Below are 18,973 nucleotides of genomic sequence, written 5' to 3' on the forward strand. Positions count from 1 at the left end.
GTGTGCGGGCATGGCGACACCACCCGTATCCCCGCCGACGACCGCCGCCCGCTCGGACGCCCGCACCGCCTGGCTGACCTGCGTCGCGCCTCGTCCAGCCGCCCGGCTGCGGCTCGTGTGCCTCCCGTACGCCGGTGCCGGCGGCGGCGCGTACCGGCCGTGGGCCGCCCTGCTGGGCGACGACGTGGAGGTGTGGGCCGCGCAGTTGCCCGGCCGTGAGCGTCGGCTGGCCGACCCGCCTCTGAGCACGATGGACGACCTCGTGCCGCCACTCGTCGACGCGATCGTCGCGCGGGTGCCGGCCCCGTTCGCGATCTTCGGGCACAGCATGGGCGGCCTGATCGGGTACGAGGTGGCGGCCCGCCTGGTCGCCCGGGGCGGTCCGGTACCGCAGCGGCTGGTGGTCTCGGCGGCCCGTCCGCCGCGCGACGCCGCGCCGCTCGGTACGGCGCACCGCCTCGACGACGCGGCGCTGACCCGCTGGCTGCACGACCTCGGCGGCATTCCCGACGAGGTGCTCGCCGACCCCGGTCTGCTGGAACTGATCCTGCCGACCGTGCGGGCCGACCTGAGCGTGGTCGCGTCCTACCGCCCGACGACCGTGCCGCCGCTGCCGCTGCCGGTGGACGCGGTGGCGGCCGCCGACGATCCCCTGGTCAGCCCGGACGAGGTGGCCGGCTGGGCGGCCTGCACCACGGCCGCCTTCTCGCTGACCGTCGTCCCCGGAGGTCACCTCTACCTGCACGACACGCCTCCCCCGCTGTCCCGCCTGCTCGGCGGTGGACCGGCCGCCGACCGCGCGTACGTCGAAGGGGCCACCCGATGACCCAGGACCTGCACCCGGACCTCGCCGACCTCACCCCCGAGCAGCGGGAGCTGCTGGCCCTGCGGCTGCGCCAGAGCCGCGCCGGCCTGGGCCGAGCCAGCGAGAGCCGCGCCAGCCACTACCCGCTCTCCTTCACCCAGGAGCAGCTCTGGTTCCTCGACCGGTTGGAGCCCGGTACGCCGGTCTACAACGTGCCCTTCGCCGAGCGGATCACCGGTCCCCTCGACGTCGCGGCGCTGCACCGGGCGGTCCACGCGGTGGTGGCCCGGCACGACGCGCTGCGGATCGTGTTCACCACCGTCGACGGCGTCGTCACCCAGCGGGTGTCGGGCGCCCTGGACGTGCCGCTGCCACTGCTGGACCTGACGGCGCTGCCGGAGTCGGAGCGGCAGGCCGCCGCCGAGCGGGAGATCGCGGCGCACGCGGCGGTCCGCTTCGACCTGACCAGCGGGCCACTGCTCGCGGTACGGCTGGTCGCCCTCGCCGCCGACGAACACCTGCTGCTGGTGACCGCGCACCACATCGTCTTCGACGCCTGGTCGGCGGGTGTGTTCGTGGAGGAGCTGGTGCGCTGGTACGGCGAGTTCGCCGCCGACGTGCCCGCCGGGCTGCCCGCGCTGCCCACCCGGTTCGTCGCGCACGTCGCGGCCCGCCGCCAGCCGGAGGCCGAACGGGAGCTGGCCGGTCACCTGGCGCACTGGCGGGAACGGCTCGCCTCGGCCCCGGCCCGGTCCACGCTGCCACCGGACCGCCCCCGGCCGCCGGTGCAGACGCACCGTGGCCGGAGCCTGCCGTTCACCGTCGACGCCGAGGTGACCGACGCCCTCGCCGGACTGGCCCGGCGCGCCGGCGCCACCGTCAACGCGGTGGTCCTCGCCGGGCTGACCGCCCTGCTGCGTCAGGCCACCGGCCAGGAGGACCTGCTGCTCGGCATGCCGGCCGCCGGCCGGGCGAGCACCGATCTGGAGCCGCTGATCGGCTGCTTCGCCACCATGCTGGTGCTGCGGGTGGACACCGCCGGCGACCCGAGCGTCCGTGACCTCGTCCGTCGGGTGCACCGCACGGTCAGCGAGGCGTACGCCCACCAGGAGGCCCCGTACGCGCGGGTGGTGGAGGAGGTCCGTCCGGTCCGGGACCCCAGCGTGAACCCGCTCTTCCAGGTGCTGGCGACCATGACCGACGGCGGCGTACGGCAGCGGCGGGCGGCTGGGGTGACGTTCCGTGCGGTGCCGGCGGAGAGCGGCCTCACCGACTTCGACCTGTTCGTCAGCCTGACCGTCGACGGTGACCGGATCGAGGGCGCGGTCGACTTCAACGCCGACCTGTATCTCGACGAGACGATCGCCGCGACCGTGGGGCGGCTGCCGGAGCTGCTGCGCGCCATGGTGGACGATCCGGACCGGCCGTTGTCGCAGGTGCCCGGGCTGCGCCGGCACCGCGTCGCCCTGGCGGCCACGTTCACCGTGGACCCGCTGCGCGATCCGGTGGACTTCTGGCTGCGCTTTCTGCGCGTACCGGCGGCGGTGGAGCTGGTCGGGTACGGCCAGTTGGTGGCCCACCTGCTGGCCGGGCCGACGGCCGACGCCACGGTCTGCCTGCTGCGGTTCGAGGACTGGCTGCGCCGCCAGGACCACACGGCCGGGGACGCGGCCCTCGACGCGGCGATGGACGACCTCGACGCGGCGGTGGCGGCGTACCGGCGACGGACCGACGCCCCGCTGCTGCTGGTGGTCTGCCCCGCGTCGCCGCGCGCCGCCGCCCGACGTGACGGCCAGGACGGCCGGCAGGACCGGGATGGCCGGCTCGACGACCGGCTGGCCGCGTTGGCGGCTCGTACCCCGGGGGTCCACGCGGTCTGGGCCGCCGACCATGCCGGCGCCTACCCGGTCAGCGAGGTGGGCGACGAGCGCGCGGACGAGCTGGGCCACGTGCCGTACACGGGCGAGTACTTCGCGGCGCTCGGCACGATCGTCCTGCGCGAGCTGCGCCGGCTCGCCGGCCAGCCGCGCCGACTCGTGCTCGTCGACGGCGAGCGGTTGCCGCTCGACCGGCTCGCCGACGCGCTGCCCGGTCACGAGGTGCGGGCGTACTCGACGGAAGCGCTCGCCGCCGCCGACCCGGCCACCACTGTGGTGCTCGACACCGACCCGCAGGCCGTCGCGGCGCTGCGCGAGGCGCACCCGGGCGTGCTGGCGCTGGCCGTCCCCGCCGGGTGGGACGAGCTGCGCCGGCTGCTCACCCACGTCTGGGCGCTGGACCCACCCGCGCCGGTGACGAGCGCCGGCCCGAGTGAGCTGTGCACGTCGATCGGGTCGGAGCGGGCCGCGTACGTCGTCGAGGAGCTGAGCACCGCCGCCGCGGTAGCCGAACGGAGCCGGCCGACCCCCGTACGCGCCGCAGCCGACGGCGAGGTCGTCGCGCCCCGCACCGCCACCGAGGAGCGGCTCGCCGGTCTCTGGGCCGCCGCGCTCGGCGTCGAACAGGTCGGGGTGACGAGCGACTTCTTCGGTCTCGGTGGACACTCGCTGCTCGCCACCGGCCTGCTGTCGCAGGTGCAGGCCGAGTTCGGCCGGGAGGTGTCGCTCTACACCCTGTTCACCAACCCGACCGTGGCCGGGCTCGCCGCCGTGCTGGACGCCGACGAGGACGCCACCGCGCTCGCCCCGCTCATCCCCGCCCCGGCGGGTACGCCGGCGGTGGCGTCCTCGGCACAGGTGCGACTCTGGGCGCTCGACCAGCTCGGCGACGACGTGGTCCGACACAACACCACGGCCGCCGTCGAGCTGCGCGGCGACCTCGACACGACGTCGCTGCGCCGGGCGTTCGACGACGTGCTGGCCCGGCACGAGGTGTTGCGGACCACCTTCCGGGGACGCGACGGCGAACCCGAACCCGTCGTACACCCACACGTCGACCCGTGGTTGGAGACGCTGGACCTGACCGGGTTGCCGGCGACCAAGCACGCGCGGGCCCTGCGCCGGGCGGCCGCCGAGCTGGCCGCGCACCGGTACGACCTGGCGACCGGGCCGCTGGTGCGGGCCCGCCTGGTGCGGCTACCCGAGCAGCGCTGGCACCTGCTGCTCGGCATGCACCACATCGTCTGCGACAACACGTCGTGGAGCATCCTGCTCGACGAGCTCGCCGACCGGTACGCCCACCACGCCACCGGCGTCGACCGGCCGCTGCCGGCGCTGCCGGTGCAGTTCACCGACTACGCCCGGCACCAGCGCGACTGGCTGGCGTCCACCGCCGTCGAGCCGCACCTGGCGTACTGGCGGGAGCGGCTGGCCGACGCGCCGTTGCTGCTGGACCTGCCCACCGACCACCCCCGCCCAAAGGAGCGCTCGGACGTCGCCGGCTACCAGGCGCAGCGGCTCGGCGCGGGGCTCGGCGCGGCCGTGCGGGAGCTGGCCCGGGCGGAGGGGGTCACCCCGTTCGCCGTCCTGCTGGCCGGCTTCGCCGCCCTGCTGCACGCCGAGAGCGGTCAGCGGGACCTGGTGCTCGGCACACCCACCGCCGGCCGGGAACGCGCCGAACTCGCCCCGCTGATCGGGTGCTTCGCCGACCTGCTGCCGCTGCGCGTGGACGTGGCCGGACGGCCCACCTTCCGGCAGCTCGTGACCCGGGCCCATCGCACGGCACGGGAGGCGTACCGGCACCAGGGGCTGCCGTTCGCGACCATCGTGGAGGCGCTGCGTCTGCCCCGGCAGGCCGCGTACCACCCGCTGTTCCAGTGCGTGCTCAACGTCCTCGACGGCGCCGACGAGCTGCCGGAGTTCCCCGGGCTGGCCGCCACGCCCGTCGACGTGCCGAGCGTCGGCGTCGACTTCGACCTCTTCCTCAGCGTCACCTGGCAGGGCGACGACCTGCACGCCGACCTGGCGTACCGGGCCGACCTGTTCGTCCCGGAGCGGATGGTCCGGCTGCTGAGCGGGCTGGCGACGGTGCTCGACGACGGGGTGCGTCGACCGGACGCCCCGATCGGTGCGGGTCGGCGTACGCGCCCGTCCCGTCGGCCCGCGCCACCCGCGCCCCGACTGGTGGTCGGCGGCACCGTCGAGGTTCCGCGGCTCGCGGACACCGTCCGCTTCTGGACCGGACTGCTCGGCCTGCCGCACACCCTCGACCAGCTCGCGCCCGGCGCGCTGCTGCGGCTGCTGCGCGACCCGGCCGCCGGACTGGCGACGGGCCGGCGCGACCGCAACGCGCTGGTCCTGCGCTGGGAGGACCGGTTGACACCCGGTCCGCTCGGCGCGGGCATCGTCGGGCTACGCGACTTCTGCACCGAGCTGCTGGCGGCGCTGGACGTGCACCGGTCGCACAGCGCGGCGGCGCTGACGATCGCGGTCTGTCCGCCGTCGCCGCCGTACCGCACGTCACCGTGGAACGCCGTCTTCGCCGAGCTGACCGCCCGGCTGGCCGAGGCCCGACCGGACGTCGACGTCGTGACGGTCGAGGCGTGGGCGCGGCGCTACCGGGTGCCGGAGCCGCCCGACGACGCCTGGTCACCGGAGCTGGCGGCGGTCACTGCGACACTACTGGTGCGGCGGGCGGTACGACACCCGGCCCTGCGCCGGCTGGTCGTACCGGCCGGGCCGGCGCACCGCCAGGCGGAGCTGGCGCGGCTGCTCGCGGCCCAGGCCCGCGCCGGGCGCGAGGTGCTGCTCACCACGACGCCGCAGAGCGCGGAGCTGTCCGCGCTGGTCACCGCCGAGATCATCGGGTACGCCCCGACGCCTCCCACCGACGCGGCCACGCTGCTCCTGCACCCAGCCTCCGAGCCCGCGCCGCCCGACGCCCTGGCGCTGCCCGTCGACGATCGGGTCGGGCCGGTGGAGATGCTGCGGGGTCTCTGGTCGCTCGACGCCGGCACCACCGTGGACGGCGACGCGCCCGTCGACCGGATTCCCGCCGGTCTGCTCGCCGAGGTGGCCACCGAGCTGGGCGACGCGACGGTGCTGCGCGGCGCGGTCAGCGACGGGTACCGGCGTTCGGCCGACCGGAAGGCCGCCGCCCCGCGCACGGACCGGGAACGTCAGCTCGTGGCGATCTGGTCGGAGCTGCTGCGCACCAACCAGCTCGGCGTCACCGACGACTTCTTCGCCTCCGGCGGTGACTCGCTGCTCGCGATGCAACTCGTCGCCCGTTGTGCGGCAGCCGACATCCACATCACCCCGCGCCAGCTCGTACGCCACCCCACGGTCGCCGAGCTGGCCGCCAGCCTCGGGGAGGCGACGGCGACACCGCGGGCCGAGCAGGGCGAGGTGCACGGCGACGCCCCGCTGACCGGCGCGCAGCGCTGGTTCACCGACGTCATCGCCCCCACCATGGGCCGGCCCGCCCTGTTCAACCACCCCTACTACCTCGAGCTGGCCCGGCCGCTCCCGACCGACCTGGTACGCGAGGCGGTACGTCGACTGGTGGCCCAGCACGACGCGCTGCGGCTGCGCCTGGGCAGGCAGGCGGACGGGAGCTGGCGCCAGCACCACGCCGACCCGGCCGATGCCGTGCCGTTCGTCAGCCACGACCTGACCGGGCTCCCCACCGACGAGCGGGAGGCGGCCGTCGAGGCCCACTGCGCCGAGGCACAGACCGGTCTGGACCTCACGGCAGGCCCGCTGGCCCGGGTGGCGCACTTCCGGCTCGGCCCGGAGCTGCCCGACCGCCTGCTGCTCGTCAACCACCACCTCGTCGTCGACGCGGTCTCCCGGGGCGTGCTGCTGGCCGACCTGGAGATGCTCTGTGACCAGCTCGAACGTGGTGTCGAGCCGACGCTGCCGGCCAAGACCACCTCGTACCGCGACTGGGCACGGCGACTGGCCGCGTACGCGGGCTCGCCGGAACTGCGCGGGCAGGTGCCGTTCTGGCTGGCGCAGGCCGACGAGGGCATGCTGGGCCGGCTGGCCGACGAGCCGACCGCCGCGCCGTTCCGCCTCGGTGACCTGGGCCTGGCCACCGTGACCCTGGACGAGGCCGCGACCCGGGGCCTGCACACCGTCGCCCGCAAGCTGCGCGCCAGCGTGCGCGACCTGCTGGTGTGGGCGGTGGTGGACACCCTCGCGGGGCGTACCGGCGGGGCGGTCACCGTCGCCACGACCGGCCACGGGCGGGAAGCGCTCTTCGACGACGTCGACGTCAGCCGCACGACGGGCTGGTTCCAGGTGCTCTATCCGCTGCGCCTGGAACTGCCCGCCACCACCGACGCGACCCGCTCGGTCCGCTCGGTGATCCGCCAGCTCGGCCGCGTCCCGGACAACGGCATCGGGTACGCGCTGCTGCGCCACCTCTGCCCCGACGACGAGGTCCGCGCCCGACTCACCGCGACGCCGTCGCCGACGGTCGCGGTCAACTACATGGGCGGGTACGGCTTCGACGACGTCGCCCCGGCCAACCAGCTCCTCGACGTCTGCGCGGCGCCGTTCGGCCCGACCGAGGACCCCGACGGGCACTGGCCCTTCGCCTTCGACGTGACGGGGTCGCTCACCGGCGCCGCGCTCCGCGTCGATCTGAGCTATGCCACTCCGGCCTTCCGGCCGGAGACCGCTGAGAACCTGCTCGACGGCATCCGCCGAGGCCTGCTGCGCCTCGCCGGTAGCCCCGGGCACCCGCCACGGCAGTAGGAGGAGACCCCATGGCGTTCCGACGCCCGTCCCGGTTCGCCGGGTTCACCACGATCTGGTTCGGCCAGCTGCTGTCGGCGCTCGGCACCCGGATGACGAACTTCGCCCTGAGCATCTGGGTGTGGGACGCCACCGGCCGGGCCTTCGACCTGACCATGCTGATGGCGTTCGCCTTCGGCGCGACAGTGATCTTCAGCCCGATCGCCGGCGCGCTCGTCGACAGGTGGGGACGGCGACTGACGATCGTGCTCAGCGACGTCGGTTCGGCCCTCACCACCGCCGTCGTGCTGCTGCTGTTCCTCAGCGGCTCGGTCGAGGTCTGGCACTTATACCTGGTCAACCTGGTCACCGGTGCGTTCCTCGCGTTCCAGCTCCCGGCGTACCAGGCGACCATCACCGTGATGATGGAGAAGGGCCAGTACCCGAGGGCCAACGCGATGATGTTCGCGGTCCGGACCATCCCGGTGATCTTCGCCCCCGGCTTCGCCGCCGCCCTGCTGGGCTTCATGGACATCAAGGTCATCCTGTTCGTCGACGCGCTGTCGTACGTGGTGGCGATCGGGGCGGTGCTGCTGGTGCAGCTCCCACCCAGGCCCCGCTCGACCCAGCCGGACGAGGGTGGCTTCTGGTACGACACGTTCTACGGCTTCCGCTACATCCTGGCCAGCCGGGCGTTCACCGGGCTGGAAGCGATCATGTTCGCCATCAACGTGCTCGCCGCGGTCGGCTTCGCCCTGCTGGTGCCGCAGATCCTGGCCCGCACCGACAGCAGCACCAACGCGGTCGGCCTGGTGCAGACCATCGGCGCGGTGGGCGGTGTGGCCGGCGCGCTCCTGCTCGGACTGCTGCCCAACACCCGCCACAAGATCCGCCGGATGCTCATCGCCATCCTGGTCTTCAGCGTCCTCGGCCGGATCATCTACGGCGTCGGGGACAGCATCATCGTCTGGTCGGTCGCCCTGCTCTTCCTGCACCTGTCCATCCCCTTCATCGACGGGTACGCCCAGTCGGTGTGGCAGGAGAAGGTCGAGCCGTCACACCAGGGCCGGGTCTTCGCCGCCCGCCAGTTCATCGAGGACCTGGCGTACCCGGGCGGCACCGCCCTGGCCGGCATCGCCGCGGACCGCTGGTTCGAGCCGATGATGCGCGAGGGCGGCCCGGGCGTGCCGTACTTCGGGTGGCTGGTCGGCAGTGGACCGGGCGCCGGGATGGGCCTCATCTTCGTGATCGTCGGCCTGTTCGGCATCGGCGTGGCGGCCGCCGGATTCGCCTCGCCGAGCATCCGCCGGATGGAGGTCGACCTTCCCGACTACGACGAGCCGACCGACCCGCCGGCCCCGCTGCCGTCGCCCTCGGGCACCGAGGAGCTGACCGACGACCGCGCGGTGGTGGCGAAGTGACGCTCACCGAGGTGGTGGCCGGGGTGCTGGACGTCGACCCGGCCGAGGTCACCGACGAGTCCGGACCGGAGACCATCGGCACCTGGACCAGCCTGCGTCACCTGCAACTGGTGGTGACCCTGGAGGAGGTCTACGGGCTCTCCTTCGCCTTCGACGAGATCCGCGACGTGCGCAGCGTCGGCGAGCTGCGGACCGTGCTGCGGGCCAAGGGCACGGAGACCCGATGAGCGCCGTCCTGTTCAGCCGACGCACCCGCTGGCAGGCGCTCACCCGCCAGCGGCCGGCCCCGGCGCTGCGCGTCGCGCTGCTGGCCAGCTACACGGTGGACCCGCTGGTGCCGTACCTGGGTCTGGACCTGCACGAGCGCGGTCTGCCCGCCACGCTCACCGTCGGCCCGTTCCAGCAGGTGGTGCAGCAGTGCCTGGCAACCGACGGGTTCCTCGCCGACGTCCGACCGGACGTGCTGGTCGTGGCGCAGCGCCTGGAGGAGGCCGGCGACCCCGGCGCGGCCGGCGACGCGTGGGCGGCGGAGCTGCTGGCCGGGGCCGAGGCGGCCGTCACCGCCGCGCGGCGGCACGGCGCCCTGCTGGTCTACGTCCTGCCGGCCGTTCCCGCCGCCCGCCCGAGCGGGCCGGCCGACGCCATGCGGGCCGACGGGGTGGCCGCCAGCGCCACCGTCGTACGGCAACGCCTGCGCGACCGGTTGGCCGGCGACCCGTGGGTGCTGCTCGTCGACGCCGACGAGGCGGTACGCGCCGTCGGCGACGAGCGGGCGTACCACCCGGTGCTGTTCCGCCTCGCGAAGGTGCCGTACACCGAGGAGGTCTTCGCGCGGCTCGGCGCGACCGCCGCCACGCTGGTGGCCCTCTGGTTCGGCGCGGCCTGCCGGGCGCTTGTCGTCGACGGTGACGGGTTGACCGGCGCGGCGCACCTGCTGCCGGCGCTGCGCGAGCTGCGCGCCGCCGGTGTACGCGTGGCGCTGCGCGCCACCGGCGACGGGTGCTGGTCGGACGGCGACGCCGTCGACCTGTTGAGCGTGCTGGACGGCTGGGTCACCGACGCGCGCCCGATCGACGAGCAGCTCGCGGAGATCGCCGCCGAACTGGGCGTCGTCCCGGCCCAGGTCGTCCTGGCCGGCGTCGGCGCGGCCCAGCTCGGCCCGGCCGGCGACGGGCCGGCGGCCGAGGGGCCCGCCTTCGGGGGGCCGGCGCGACGCGTACCGCTCGGGGCCGACCCGGGGGCCTGGTCGGACGAGCTGCGGGCGGCCGGGCTGACCGACCGGCTGCCGGAGCAGCGGTGGAGCGGCGGCCCGGCCCGGTCGGCCGACGCTCCGCATGCCGAACTGTCCCTGGACGATTTCGTGGCCGGCCTGGACGTCCAGGTCGACTACCTCCCGGTGGTCGCGGACGACGTCGCCGAGGTCGCCGAAGTGGTCGCCCGGGCGCACGACTTCGCGCTGACGTCGGCCCCACCGGCCGCCGCGTTGGCCGAGCGGGCCGCCGACCTGCTGGCGATCCGGGTCCGCGACCGGCTGGGCGACTACGGCACGTCGGGTCTCGTGGCGCTGGACCGTACCGCCGACCGCTGGACCGTCGACGTCTTCTCGCTCTCGTGCCCCGTGCTGGGCAAGGGCGTCGAGGCGGCCGTACTGCGGGAGGTGACCCGGCGGGCCGGGGAGGCTGGCGCGGGTGAGGTGGTCGTCGCCTGGACCGACACGGGCCGCAACGGCACGGCCCGGCGGTTCCTGTCCGAGGTGGACGGTGTCCTGCCCGCTGATGTCCGGGTCCGGTTGCATGCCACCCGCACCGACGCGGGCGACGAGCCGCCGCGCACCGCCGCCGCGCCGGCGGAGCACACGGCGGGGGTACGGCGGTGAGCGCGCCGCCGGTCGACGTCGGGGTGGCCGCCCTGGCCCACGTCCTCGGCGAGCCCGTCGACGTGGCGGCGGCCGCGGCCGCGTACACGAAGGATCTGGACCGTCTGCGGTCCTGGGAGTACCGGACGTTCCACCGGGCCGGCCCCGGCGTCGGGGTGACCGACCTGGCGGTGGTGGCCGGCGGCACGGCGCTGGACCGGGCCGGGTTGAGCGCCGCCGACGTGGACCTCGTGGTGCTGGCCATCCCCGATGTGGCCGAATACCTCTACTGGGACCCGGCCGCACACACCCAGGCCCGCCTCGGTGCCCATCGGGCCGAGGCGGTGCTCCTCAACCAGGCGTGCGGCGGCGGGGTCGCCGCCTTCGACACGGTGGCCGGGCGGTTCGCCACGCACCCCGGGTACCGGACCGCGCTGGTGATCGGCGCGAACCGGGTGTGCGAGCCGTACTGGAACCGCATGGAGGTCAACACCAGCGTCTTCTCCGACGGCGCTGCGGCGGCGGTGCTGGTACGCGACCACGACCGGTGCCGCTGGCTGACCACCGAGACGATCACCGACGGCCGGTACGCGGGCTTCATGCGGATGCCCGCCGGTGGCGCGGCCCAGCCGTTCACGCCGGACAGCGGCACACCCCGCGTCGGTGACCCGGCGGACCGGCTCAACGAGTTCTTCGCCGGGGACGTCCGGCGGATGTTCCGGTTCGTCGCGACCATCCGGGAGCGCAACCGGCAGGTGGTGGAGACGGCCTGCGGGCGGGCCGGCGTCACGCTGGCCGACGTCCGCCGGTTCGTGCACTTCCACGACAACGCCCGACAGTTCGCCGAGCTGGCCAAGGACCTCGGCGTGGAGCTGGAACGGACGAACGTCGAGCTGGCCCTCGCACACGGCCACGTCGGTTGCGCGGACCAGCTCATCGCTCTGGAGCACCACCTCGACACCGGCGAGCTGACCGCCGGGGACCTGGTCGCCCTGACCAGCACCGGCAGCGGCATGCACTGGGTCTGCACCCTGCTGCGGGTCTGACCGACCGCACCCCAACCACGGGAAGGAACACCGACCATGAGAGTCGAGGAGGTCCTGCTCCGGATTCGCCGGCTGCGCCGAGGAGACGCGGCCGCCGACCCGGAGCTGGCGCCCGGCCTGGTCCACCTGGACGACGCGGCGGTCACCACCGTCGCGTCCGCCGGCCGACTGCTCGCCGACGTACCCGTCGACAAGCTGGCCAGCCCCGACTTCCCACTCCGTCCGCTGCGGGTCGCGGTCACCGGCACGTTCACGCCGGGCACGCTGGAACCGCTGCTGCGGGTGGCGCTCCTGCGGATCGGCATCGCCGCCGAGATCCACGTCTCCGGCTTCGACCAGCTCGTGCTCGACCTCAGCGACCCGGCCTCGACGGTGGCCGAGTTCCGGCCGGACGTCACGCTGTGCCTGCTGCACGACGGCTGGTTCCTGCCCGCCGAGTGGGACCCCGGCGACCTCGCCGGCCTCGCCGACGTTCTGCGCGAGCGGACCGGCGTGCTCACCGCCGCGCTACGCGGATACGCCGCGCGCGGCGACGGCGCGGTGCTGCTGCACACCGTGCCGCTGTCCCCGCTGGAGCACCGCGGCCTGGTCAGCTTCCGGGGTCGGGCCGAGCTGGGCCGCGTCTGGCGGGAGCTGAACGCCCAGCTCCTGGAGCTGGGCGAGCGGGACACGACGTACACCCTGGACCTGGAGACGCTGCTGGTCGACCACGACGGCCCGGTGCGCGACGAGCGCCTGTACCGGTTCGCCAGCATGGCGTGGACGCCGTCGGTGGAGCGCCGGTACGCCCACGAGGCGGCCTCGTTCTGCCGCGCGGTCCTCGGCCGGACGGCGAAGGTGCTCGCGCTGGACCTGGACAACACCCTCTGGGCGGGCGTGCTCGGCGACGACGGGCTCACCGGCATCCGGCTCGGCACCGACTACCCGGGCAACTGCCACCGGGACGTGCAACGTCGCGCCCTGGCGCTGCGCCGGCAGGGCGTCCTGCTCGCGGTGTGCAGCAAGAACGACCCCGACCTGGTGAGCGAGGCGTTCGCGCAGCACCCGGACCTGCTGCTACGCGCCGACGACTTCGTCGCGCAGGCGGTGAACTGGGGACGCAAGGACGAGAACCTGCGCCAGCTCTCCACCGGCCTCAACCTGGGTCTGGACGCCGTCGTGTTCGCCGACGACAGCCCGTTCGAGTGCGAGCTGGTACGCCGCGAGCTGCCGAGCGTACGGGTGGTGGAGCTGGCCGGCGACCCGGCGGGCTTCTCCACCAGGCTGCTCACCGAGGGGCACTTCACCGTGCTGGCCACCGGCGTCACCGACCGGGAACGCACCGAGCTGTACCGGGCCCGCGCCGGGCGGGAACGCTTCGCCGCCACGTTCGACACCGCTGCCGACTACCTGCACGAGCTGAAGTTGCGCGTCAGCGTCCGGGACGTCGACGCGCACAGCCTGCCCCGGGTCGCGCAGCTCGGGCTGCGGACCAACCAGTTCACGATGGCCGAACGGGCGCACACCGAGGCGCAGACGCGAGCGCGCGCGGACTCCCCCGACCACCTGGTGCTCACCGTCGAGGTGGCCGACCGGTTCGGCGCCGAAGGGCTGGTGGGCGGCCTGTGGCTGGACCGGACCGACCCGGACGCCTGGGTGATCGAGAACTTCGTGCTGAGCTGCCGGGTCTTCTCCCGGGGCGTCGAGCAGGCCGCGCTGCACCGGGTGGCCGAGCTGGCCCACTCCGCCGGAGCGTCCCGCCTGGAGGCGCTGTTCCGGCCCACCGCCCGCAACAAGCCCGGCGGCGCCGTGTGGCCGTCCGCCGGTTTCACCGTGGCGTCCGTCGAGGACGGCACCACCCGGCACGTGCTGCCGCTGCATCCCCCGCCCCGGCTCCTGCCGGCGTGGATCGCCCTGGAGGGAGACATCCGTGCCTGACCTGTTCACCACCGTCGCGGGCCTCATCGAGCAGGTCGCGGACGTACCGGCCGAGGAGATCGCGCCCGACGTCCGGTTCGCGTCGCTGTCCAACTGGACCAGCCTGGAGGCGCTGCGCCTGCTCTCCGCGCTGGAGGACGACCTCGGCGTACGGCTGGACCTGCGGGCGTACCTGGCGGTGACCGCCGTCGGCGAGCTGGTCGACCTGGTCGCCGCCGAACGGGACGGGGCGACACGGTGACCGCCACCCGCACCGAGGCGGCACCGATCGCGCCGACCCGGCTCACCGACGCCGACCTGGACCTGCTGCTGCTGATCCGGCACTTCGAGCTGGCGTTGCTGGACATGTTCGGTCGGGGCGAACTGCACGGCACCACGCACACCTGCCTGGGGCAGGAGTACGTGCCGGTGGCCTTGCGCCCGCTGCTCGACGACGGCGACTTCGTGTTCAGTAACCACCGGGGTCACGGCCACTACCTGGCCCGGTTCGACGACCCGCACGGCCTGCTCGCCGAGGTGATGGGCCGCGAGGGCGCGGTGTGCCACGGCGTCGGCGGCAGCCAGCACATCCTGCGGGACCGCTACCTGTCGACCGGGGTGCAGGGCGAGAGCGTGCCGGTGGCCGCCGGGGTGGCGCTGCACCTCAAACGCACCGAGCCGGGCCGGTTGGCGCTGGTCTACCTGGGCGACGGCACGTGGGGCGAGGGCGCCGTCTACGAGGCGCTGAACATGGCCGCGCTGTGGGGTCTGCCGCTGGTGCTGGTGGTGGAGAACAACGGCATCGCCCAGTCCACGCCGACCACCGCGCAGCTCGCCGGCAGCATCGGCGGCCGGGCCCGCGCCTTCGGGGTGGACCACCTGCGGATCACCTCCACCGACACCGAGGTCGTCCGGGCCGCGCTGACGCCGGCGCTGGGCCGGGTCCGCGAGCGGTCCACGCCCCACGTGGTGGAACTGCTCACCCACCGGGTCGGGCCGCACAGCAAGGGCGACGACAGTCGCCGCCCCGAGGAGATCGCGCACGCGCGGGCGCACGACTGGTACGCCCGCTACGCGCAGGCGTACCCGGAGCAGTTCGAGGCGCACGACGAGCGGCAACGGGCGTACGTGGCGCAGGTGGTCGCCGACGTCGCCGGCCGACCGGCGAGCCGTTGGACGGAGGAGAACCGTGGCTGAGCGGGTGGTGGAGAACCTCAACCAGGCGCTGCACGCGCTGCTGACCGACGATCCCGCGCTGACCGTGCTCGGGGAGGACCTCGTCGACCCGTACGGCGGGGCGTTCAAGGTGACCCGGGGGCTGTCCGAGCGCTGGCCCGAGCGGGTGCTGTCCACCCCGCTGAGCGAGGGCGGGATCGTCGGCGTGGCCGGCGGGCTGGCGTTGGCCGGGCAGAGCGCGATCGTCGAGATCATGTTCAGTGACTTCGTGGCGCTGGCGTTCGACCAGATCCTCAACTTCGCCAGCAAGTCCACCGCCATGTACGGCCGCCGGGTGCCGATGCGGCTCGTGGTGCGCTGCCCCAGCGGCGGCAACCGGGGGTACGGCCCGACGCACAGCCAGAGCCCGCTGAAGCACTTCATCGGCATCCCCGGCCTGAGCGTGCACGAGGTGTCGCCGTTCCACGACAACCGGACGGTCCTCGCCGGCATGCTCGCCACCGGCCGACCGGGACTGCTCTTCGAGGACAAGGTCCTCTACACCACCCGGATGTACGCCGACGGTGTGGTGGACGAACTGTTCCGCTACGACCTGATCGGCCCCGACGCCGACGTCGCCCGGGTCCGGGTGGACGAGGAGGAACAGGCCGACTGCGTGCTCGTCGTACCCGGTGGGCTGGCCGCCCGGGCCGTGTCGGTGGCCCGGGAGCTGCTGCTGCGCGACGACATCGTCTGCCAGGTGCTGGTGCCGTCGCGGCTCTGGCCGCTGGACGTGGACACCCTGCTGCCGCCGATCGCGCGGGCCGGACGGGTGGTGGTGGCCGAGGAGAGCACCGCCGGTGGCACCTGGGGCGCGGAGCTGGCGCAGGCCGTGCACCGGCGGCTCTGGGGATCGCTGCGCGCGCCCGTACGCCTCGTGCACTCCGCGGACAGCGTCATCCCGACCGCCGCGCATCTCGAACGCACCGTGCTGGTGCAGGACACCGACATCCACCAGGCCGTGAAGGAGGTCGTCCGTGGTGACTGACCTGGTCGTCCCCAAGCTCAACAACAACGACACGACGTACGTCCTGCTCGACTGGCTGGCCGAGGACGGCGAGCAGGTACGCGCCGGGGAACCGATCGCCGAGGTGGAGACCTCCAAGGCGGCCGAGGAACTGCTCAGCGACGGCGACGGCGTGCTGCACCGGCTCGTCGAGGTCAACCAGGAGTGCGCTCCCGGTGACGTCATCGGTCGCGTCTTCGAGAACGAGCAGGCCCGGCAGCGGTTCCTCGCCGAGGCGGTCACGCTGGCCGCCTCGACGCCCGACGTGCGGCCCGGGGGGCCTGTCCTCACCGACTCGGCCCGGGAACTGGCGGCGGCGCACGGCCTCGGCGACGACGAGTTGCGGGGGCTCGGCAAGTCGGTCGTGCGACGTACCGATGTGGAACGCCTGCTGGCCGACCGGTCGGCGGCGCCCACGGCCGCGACCGAGCCGGTGGTGGTGGCCGCGGCCGCCGCGCTGGCCGCCGGCGACGGCCCGGAGCCCGACGACCCGCGCCCGGTGCACGCGCTCTCCCGCGCCCAGCGCGCGGTGGCCGCCGTGGTCACCGAGTCGCACCGGGAGGTGCCGGCGGCGCTCGCCGTCGTCAAGGTCCGGGCCGACGCCGCCCTCGCGGTGGCCCGGCAGCTCACCCGCGCCACCCGCACCCTTGTCGGTCTGCCGGAGCTGCTGGTCAAGGTCATCGGCGGGTCGCGCGAGGCCCACCCGTTGCTCTTCGCCGCACCCGGCGACGGCAGCAGCGTACGTCTGGCCGAGGCGGCGCACGTCGGCGTCACCATCGACGTCGGCACGGGCCTGTTCATCCCGGTGGTCCGCGACGTGGAGGAGCTGACCTGCGCGGAGATCGCCGAGACGCTGATGGATTTCCGCACCCGGGCCGGCGGCGAGGGCTTCCGGGCCGCCGAGCTGGCCGGCGGGACCATCGTCGTGTCCCTGCACACCGACCCCGACGTGGTGCTCGCCGGGCCGATCGTCTTTCCCGGGCAGACCTGCGTGGTGGCGATCGGCGGCACCCAGGACGAGCTGGCGCTGGACGCGGACGGTCAGGTGGTGAGCCGGCGGTTCGTCAACCTCAGCGCCGTCTACGACCACCGGATCGTCAACGGGCGGGAGGCGGTCGCCTTCCTACAGGCCGTGAAGGCCGCGCTGGAGTCCCCCGACCACCTCGCCGAGGAGTGACGCATCGGTCGGACCGAGCCTCAACCGCTCACGGACCGCTGTCTGCTGTGATCGTTGGCGGCTGAGCAGCGGTGTGGCCGGTGTGTCGTGTTGCTGAGCCGCCAAGGATCACGAGCGAAGGCGGTCGCGGCGATCGCGCAGAGGGCGGCGGCGGCGAGCAGGGGTGGGCGACCGCCCAGGCGCACGGCGGCGGAGCCGAGAGGGATCGCCACGACGAGCGGGCCGAACATGGCGGTGTTGGCCGTCGCGGCGACCCGGCCGAGCAGCGCCGCCGGGGTGTGTGTCTGCACGGCGGTGACCGCCGCGACCAGGGTCCACGGCAGCCCGACGCCGGCGACGACCGCACCCGCAATCGTGCCCTGCCACCAGGGCAGACACCGTGCGAGGCAACCCGCGGCGAACAGCAGCGTTCCGGCGACGCCCACGGCGACGGGCCCCCGTCGGGTGAGCAGCCGGCCGACGACGAGTCCACCCAGGATGGAGCCGGCACCCTGGGCGCTGGCCAGCACTCCCAGGAAGGTCGTCGGCAGGCGCAGGTCCGTGACCACGATCGCGTAGACGGCGGCGGTCACGAACCCGGACATGGCGATCGACACTCCGGCCAGCAGGACCGGCACGCGGATGGTCCGCTGTCCGGCCAGGACCGCCACTCCGGTACGGAGCCCGTGGTCCGGCCTCGCCGGGCGCTCGGTTGGCGTCCTGTTCAGGCGGACCGCCAGGTAGAGGACGGCGACGAGAATCGGCATCGCCGCGCTCAGCACGGCGACCGCGTGGCCGCCGTGCCAGGCGTAGAGGCCCGCGCCGGCCAGCGGCGCGACGAGTTTCATGCCCTCCTGGGCGCTGGAACGCCACCCGTTGACGGTGCCGAGTTCCGCCGCCGACAGCGCCGACGGCAGCAGCGCGGTCTCCCCCGCGTCGATGAGCACGTAGCTGACACCGTAGGCGCACGAGACGGCGAAGACGAGCCAGGTCTGCCCCGGCCCACGGACGGCGAAAAGTGTCAGCAGCGCGGCGGCCAGGGCGAGGTTGACGGCGAGCACCAGTGGCCGCCGAGGCGCCCGGTCGAGTAGGGCGCCGAGCCACGGGCCCGCCAGCACCGGGGCGTACACGCAGAGCCCGGTGAGCGCCGCGACGCCGGTCGAGCCGGTGAGGTCGAGGACCCAGAGGCCGGCGACCAACGCCATGGTGCCGCTCCCGAAACCGGACAGCAGCGAGATCGCCACGAACAGACAGGCGTTGCGCCGCATGGACCCTCCAGGTTGAGCCGAGTCGACTCACATCCTGTTGGTTTAGCCGCAGTCAGGCAATGCCGTCAGCGGATGTCAATGCTGCGTTGACAACGCGGTCTCCATCGTCGCCGCCACCGCCCGCACCGGCGGCGGCAGCCGGTCGCCCGCATCGTCGAGGTCGGTACGCAGGTGCAGGGCCAGCGCGTAGAGCGAACCCGGGTCGGCGTCCAGAGCCGCGTCGACAGTGCTCCGCACGAGTGTCGCCCGACGGAATCGGGAGTCCCACCGCCGGTCCGTCGCGATCCAACGCCCCAACTCAACCACCGCGGCTCGTAGCGCCGCGATCTGCGGGTCGTAACCCCGGTCCAGGTCCTGCCGCCGTGCACGTCGCGCCACGGCCAGGCGTTGCCGGCGCTGCTCGGCGGCCTGCCGGGTGCCGAGGCCGAGCGCCGTCGCGATCTGCGCCCAGGTCGCCCCGTCGTGGCGCGCCCGGTCGATCAGCTCGGCCTCCCGCTCGTCCAGGTGCTGGCGAGCGGCACGCACCTCGGCCAAGCCGACCAACGGCGTCGTCATCGTGTCAACATTACATTGACAGCTAGCCGCTACGCGCGTCGACCGGCTTCCCGAGGTCGCGGGAGGGTGCGGTGGGCCACACCGTCCTGCCGGACCACCGACCTCTCCCGGCAGGACGGTGACCGGCCGT

At 74.2% G+C, this 18,973-nt stretch carries 13 protein-coding genes; 11 read left to right on the forward strand and 2 right to left on the reverse strand.

Annotation, left to right across the window (positions count from 1 at the left end; genetic code table 11):
* The first annotated feature begins 10 nt into the window (after nucleotides 1-10).
* The 11 genes from ABZV06_RS17385 to ABZV06_RS17435 are packed head-to-tail and all read left to right on the forward strand — an operon-like array spanning nucleotide 11 to nucleotide 17,041.
* Nucleotides 11-826: an alpha/beta fold hydrolase gene (locus tag ABZV06_RS17385; RefSeq protein ID WP_355240134.1), complete on the forward strand. Its 816-nt coding sequence runs from the start codon at nucleotides 11-13 to the stop codon at nucleotides 824-826.
* Nucleotides 823-7,446 carry a condensation domain-containing protein gene (locus tag ABZV06_RS17390; RefSeq protein ID WP_355622509.1) on the forward strand — a complete coding sequence of 2,208 codons (6,624 nt, stop codon included), beginning with the start codon at nucleotides 823-825 and terminating at the stop codon, nucleotides 7,444-7,446. Before ABZV06_RS17385 ends, ABZV06_RS17390 begins: the two co-directional genes overlap by 4 nt.
* A gap of 11 nt (nucleotides 7,447-7,457) precedes the next feature.
* Complete coding sequence (locus ABZV06_RS17395) at nucleotides 7,458-8,846, forward strand: MFS transporter (protein ID WP_355240139.1); 1,389 nt, start codon at nucleotides 7,458-7,460, stop codon at nucleotides 8,844-8,846.
* On the forward strand, nucleotides 8,843-9,073 hold the full coding sequence (locus ABZV06_RS17400) for an acyl carrier protein (protein ID WP_355622512.1): 231 nt from the start codon (nucleotides 8,843-8,845) through the stop codon (nucleotides 9,071-9,073). Before ABZV06_RS17395 ends, ABZV06_RS17400 begins: the two co-directional genes overlap by 4 nt.
* Entirely contained in the window at nucleotides 9,070-10,722 is a 1,653-nt protein-coding gene (locus ABZV06_RS17405; protein ID WP_355622515.1) for a hypothetical protein, read from the forward strand. The genes ABZV06_RS17400 and ABZV06_RS17405 overlap by 4 nt, the downstream gene beginning before the upstream one ends.
* Entirely contained in the window at nucleotides 10,719-11,747 is a 1,029-nt protein-coding gene (locus ABZV06_RS17410) for a 3-oxoacyl-[acyl-carrier-protein] synthase III C-terminal domain-containing protein (RefSeq protein WP_355622518.1), read from the forward strand. Before ABZV06_RS17405 ends, ABZV06_RS17410 begins: the two co-directional genes overlap by 4 nt.
* A 36-nt stretch (nucleotides 11,748-11,783) precedes the next feature.
* Nucleotides 11,784-13,664 carry an HAD-IIIC family phosphatase gene (locus ABZV06_RS17415; RefSeq protein ID WP_355622521.1) on the forward strand — a complete coding sequence of 627 codons (1,881 nt, stop codon included), beginning with the start codon at nucleotides 11,784-11,786 and terminating at the stop codon, nucleotides 13,662-13,664.
* The gene (locus tag ABZV06_RS17420; RefSeq protein WP_355240153.1) at nucleotides 13,657-13,905 is read left to right on the forward strand and encodes an acyl carrier protein; all 249 of its coding nucleotides are present in this window, start codon (nucleotides 13,657-13,659) and stop codon (nucleotides 13,903-13,905) included. Before ABZV06_RS17415 ends, ABZV06_RS17420 begins: the two co-directional genes overlap by 8 nt.
* Nucleotides 13,902-14,840 carry a thiamine pyrophosphate-dependent dehydrogenase E1 component subunit alpha gene (locus tag ABZV06_RS17425; protein ID WP_355622524.1) on the forward strand — a complete coding sequence of 313 codons (939 nt, stop codon included), beginning with the start codon at nucleotides 13,902-13,904 and terminating at the stop codon, nucleotides 14,838-14,840. Before ABZV06_RS17420 ends, ABZV06_RS17425 begins: the two co-directional genes overlap by 4 nt.
* Nucleotides 14,833-15,846 carry a transketolase C-terminal domain-containing protein gene (locus tag ABZV06_RS17430; protein WP_355240159.1) on the forward strand — a complete coding sequence of 338 codons (1,014 nt, stop codon included), beginning with the start codon at nucleotides 14,833-14,835 and terminating at the stop codon, nucleotides 15,844-15,846. The genes ABZV06_RS17425 and ABZV06_RS17430 overlap by 8 nt, the downstream gene beginning before the upstream one ends.
* The gene (locus tag ABZV06_RS17435; RefSeq protein WP_355622527.1) at nucleotides 15,836-17,041 is read left to right on the forward strand and encodes a 2-oxo acid dehydrogenase subunit E2; all 1,206 of its coding nucleotides are present in this window, start codon (nucleotides 15,836-15,838) and stop codon (nucleotides 17,039-17,041) included. Before ABZV06_RS17430 ends, ABZV06_RS17435 begins: the two co-directional genes overlap by 11 nt.
* Nucleotides 17,042-17,061: 20 nt before the next feature.
* Here the strand turns inward: ABZV06_RS17435 and ABZV06_RS17440 are convergent, their stop codons facing one another.
* On the reverse strand, nucleotides 17,062-18,288 hold the full coding sequence (locus tag ABZV06_RS17440; protein WP_355622530.1) for an MFS transporter: 1,227 nt from the start codon (nucleotides 18,286-18,288) through the stop codon (nucleotides 17,062-17,064).
* 75 nt (nucleotides 18,289-18,363) lie between these two features.
* A complete protein-coding gene (locus tag ABZV06_RS17445) occupies nucleotides 18,364-18,843 on the reverse strand; it encodes a hypothetical protein (RefSeq protein ID WP_355622533.1) in 480 nt (159 codons plus the stop codon).
* Between the last annotated feature and the right edge of the window lie 130 nt (nucleotides 18,844-18,973).

The sequence above is a fragment of the Micromonospora sp. NPDC005172 genome (genome assembly GCF_040608555.1).
Lineage (GTDB): Bacteria > Actinomycetota > Actinomycetes > Mycobacteriales > Micromonosporaceae > Micromonospora.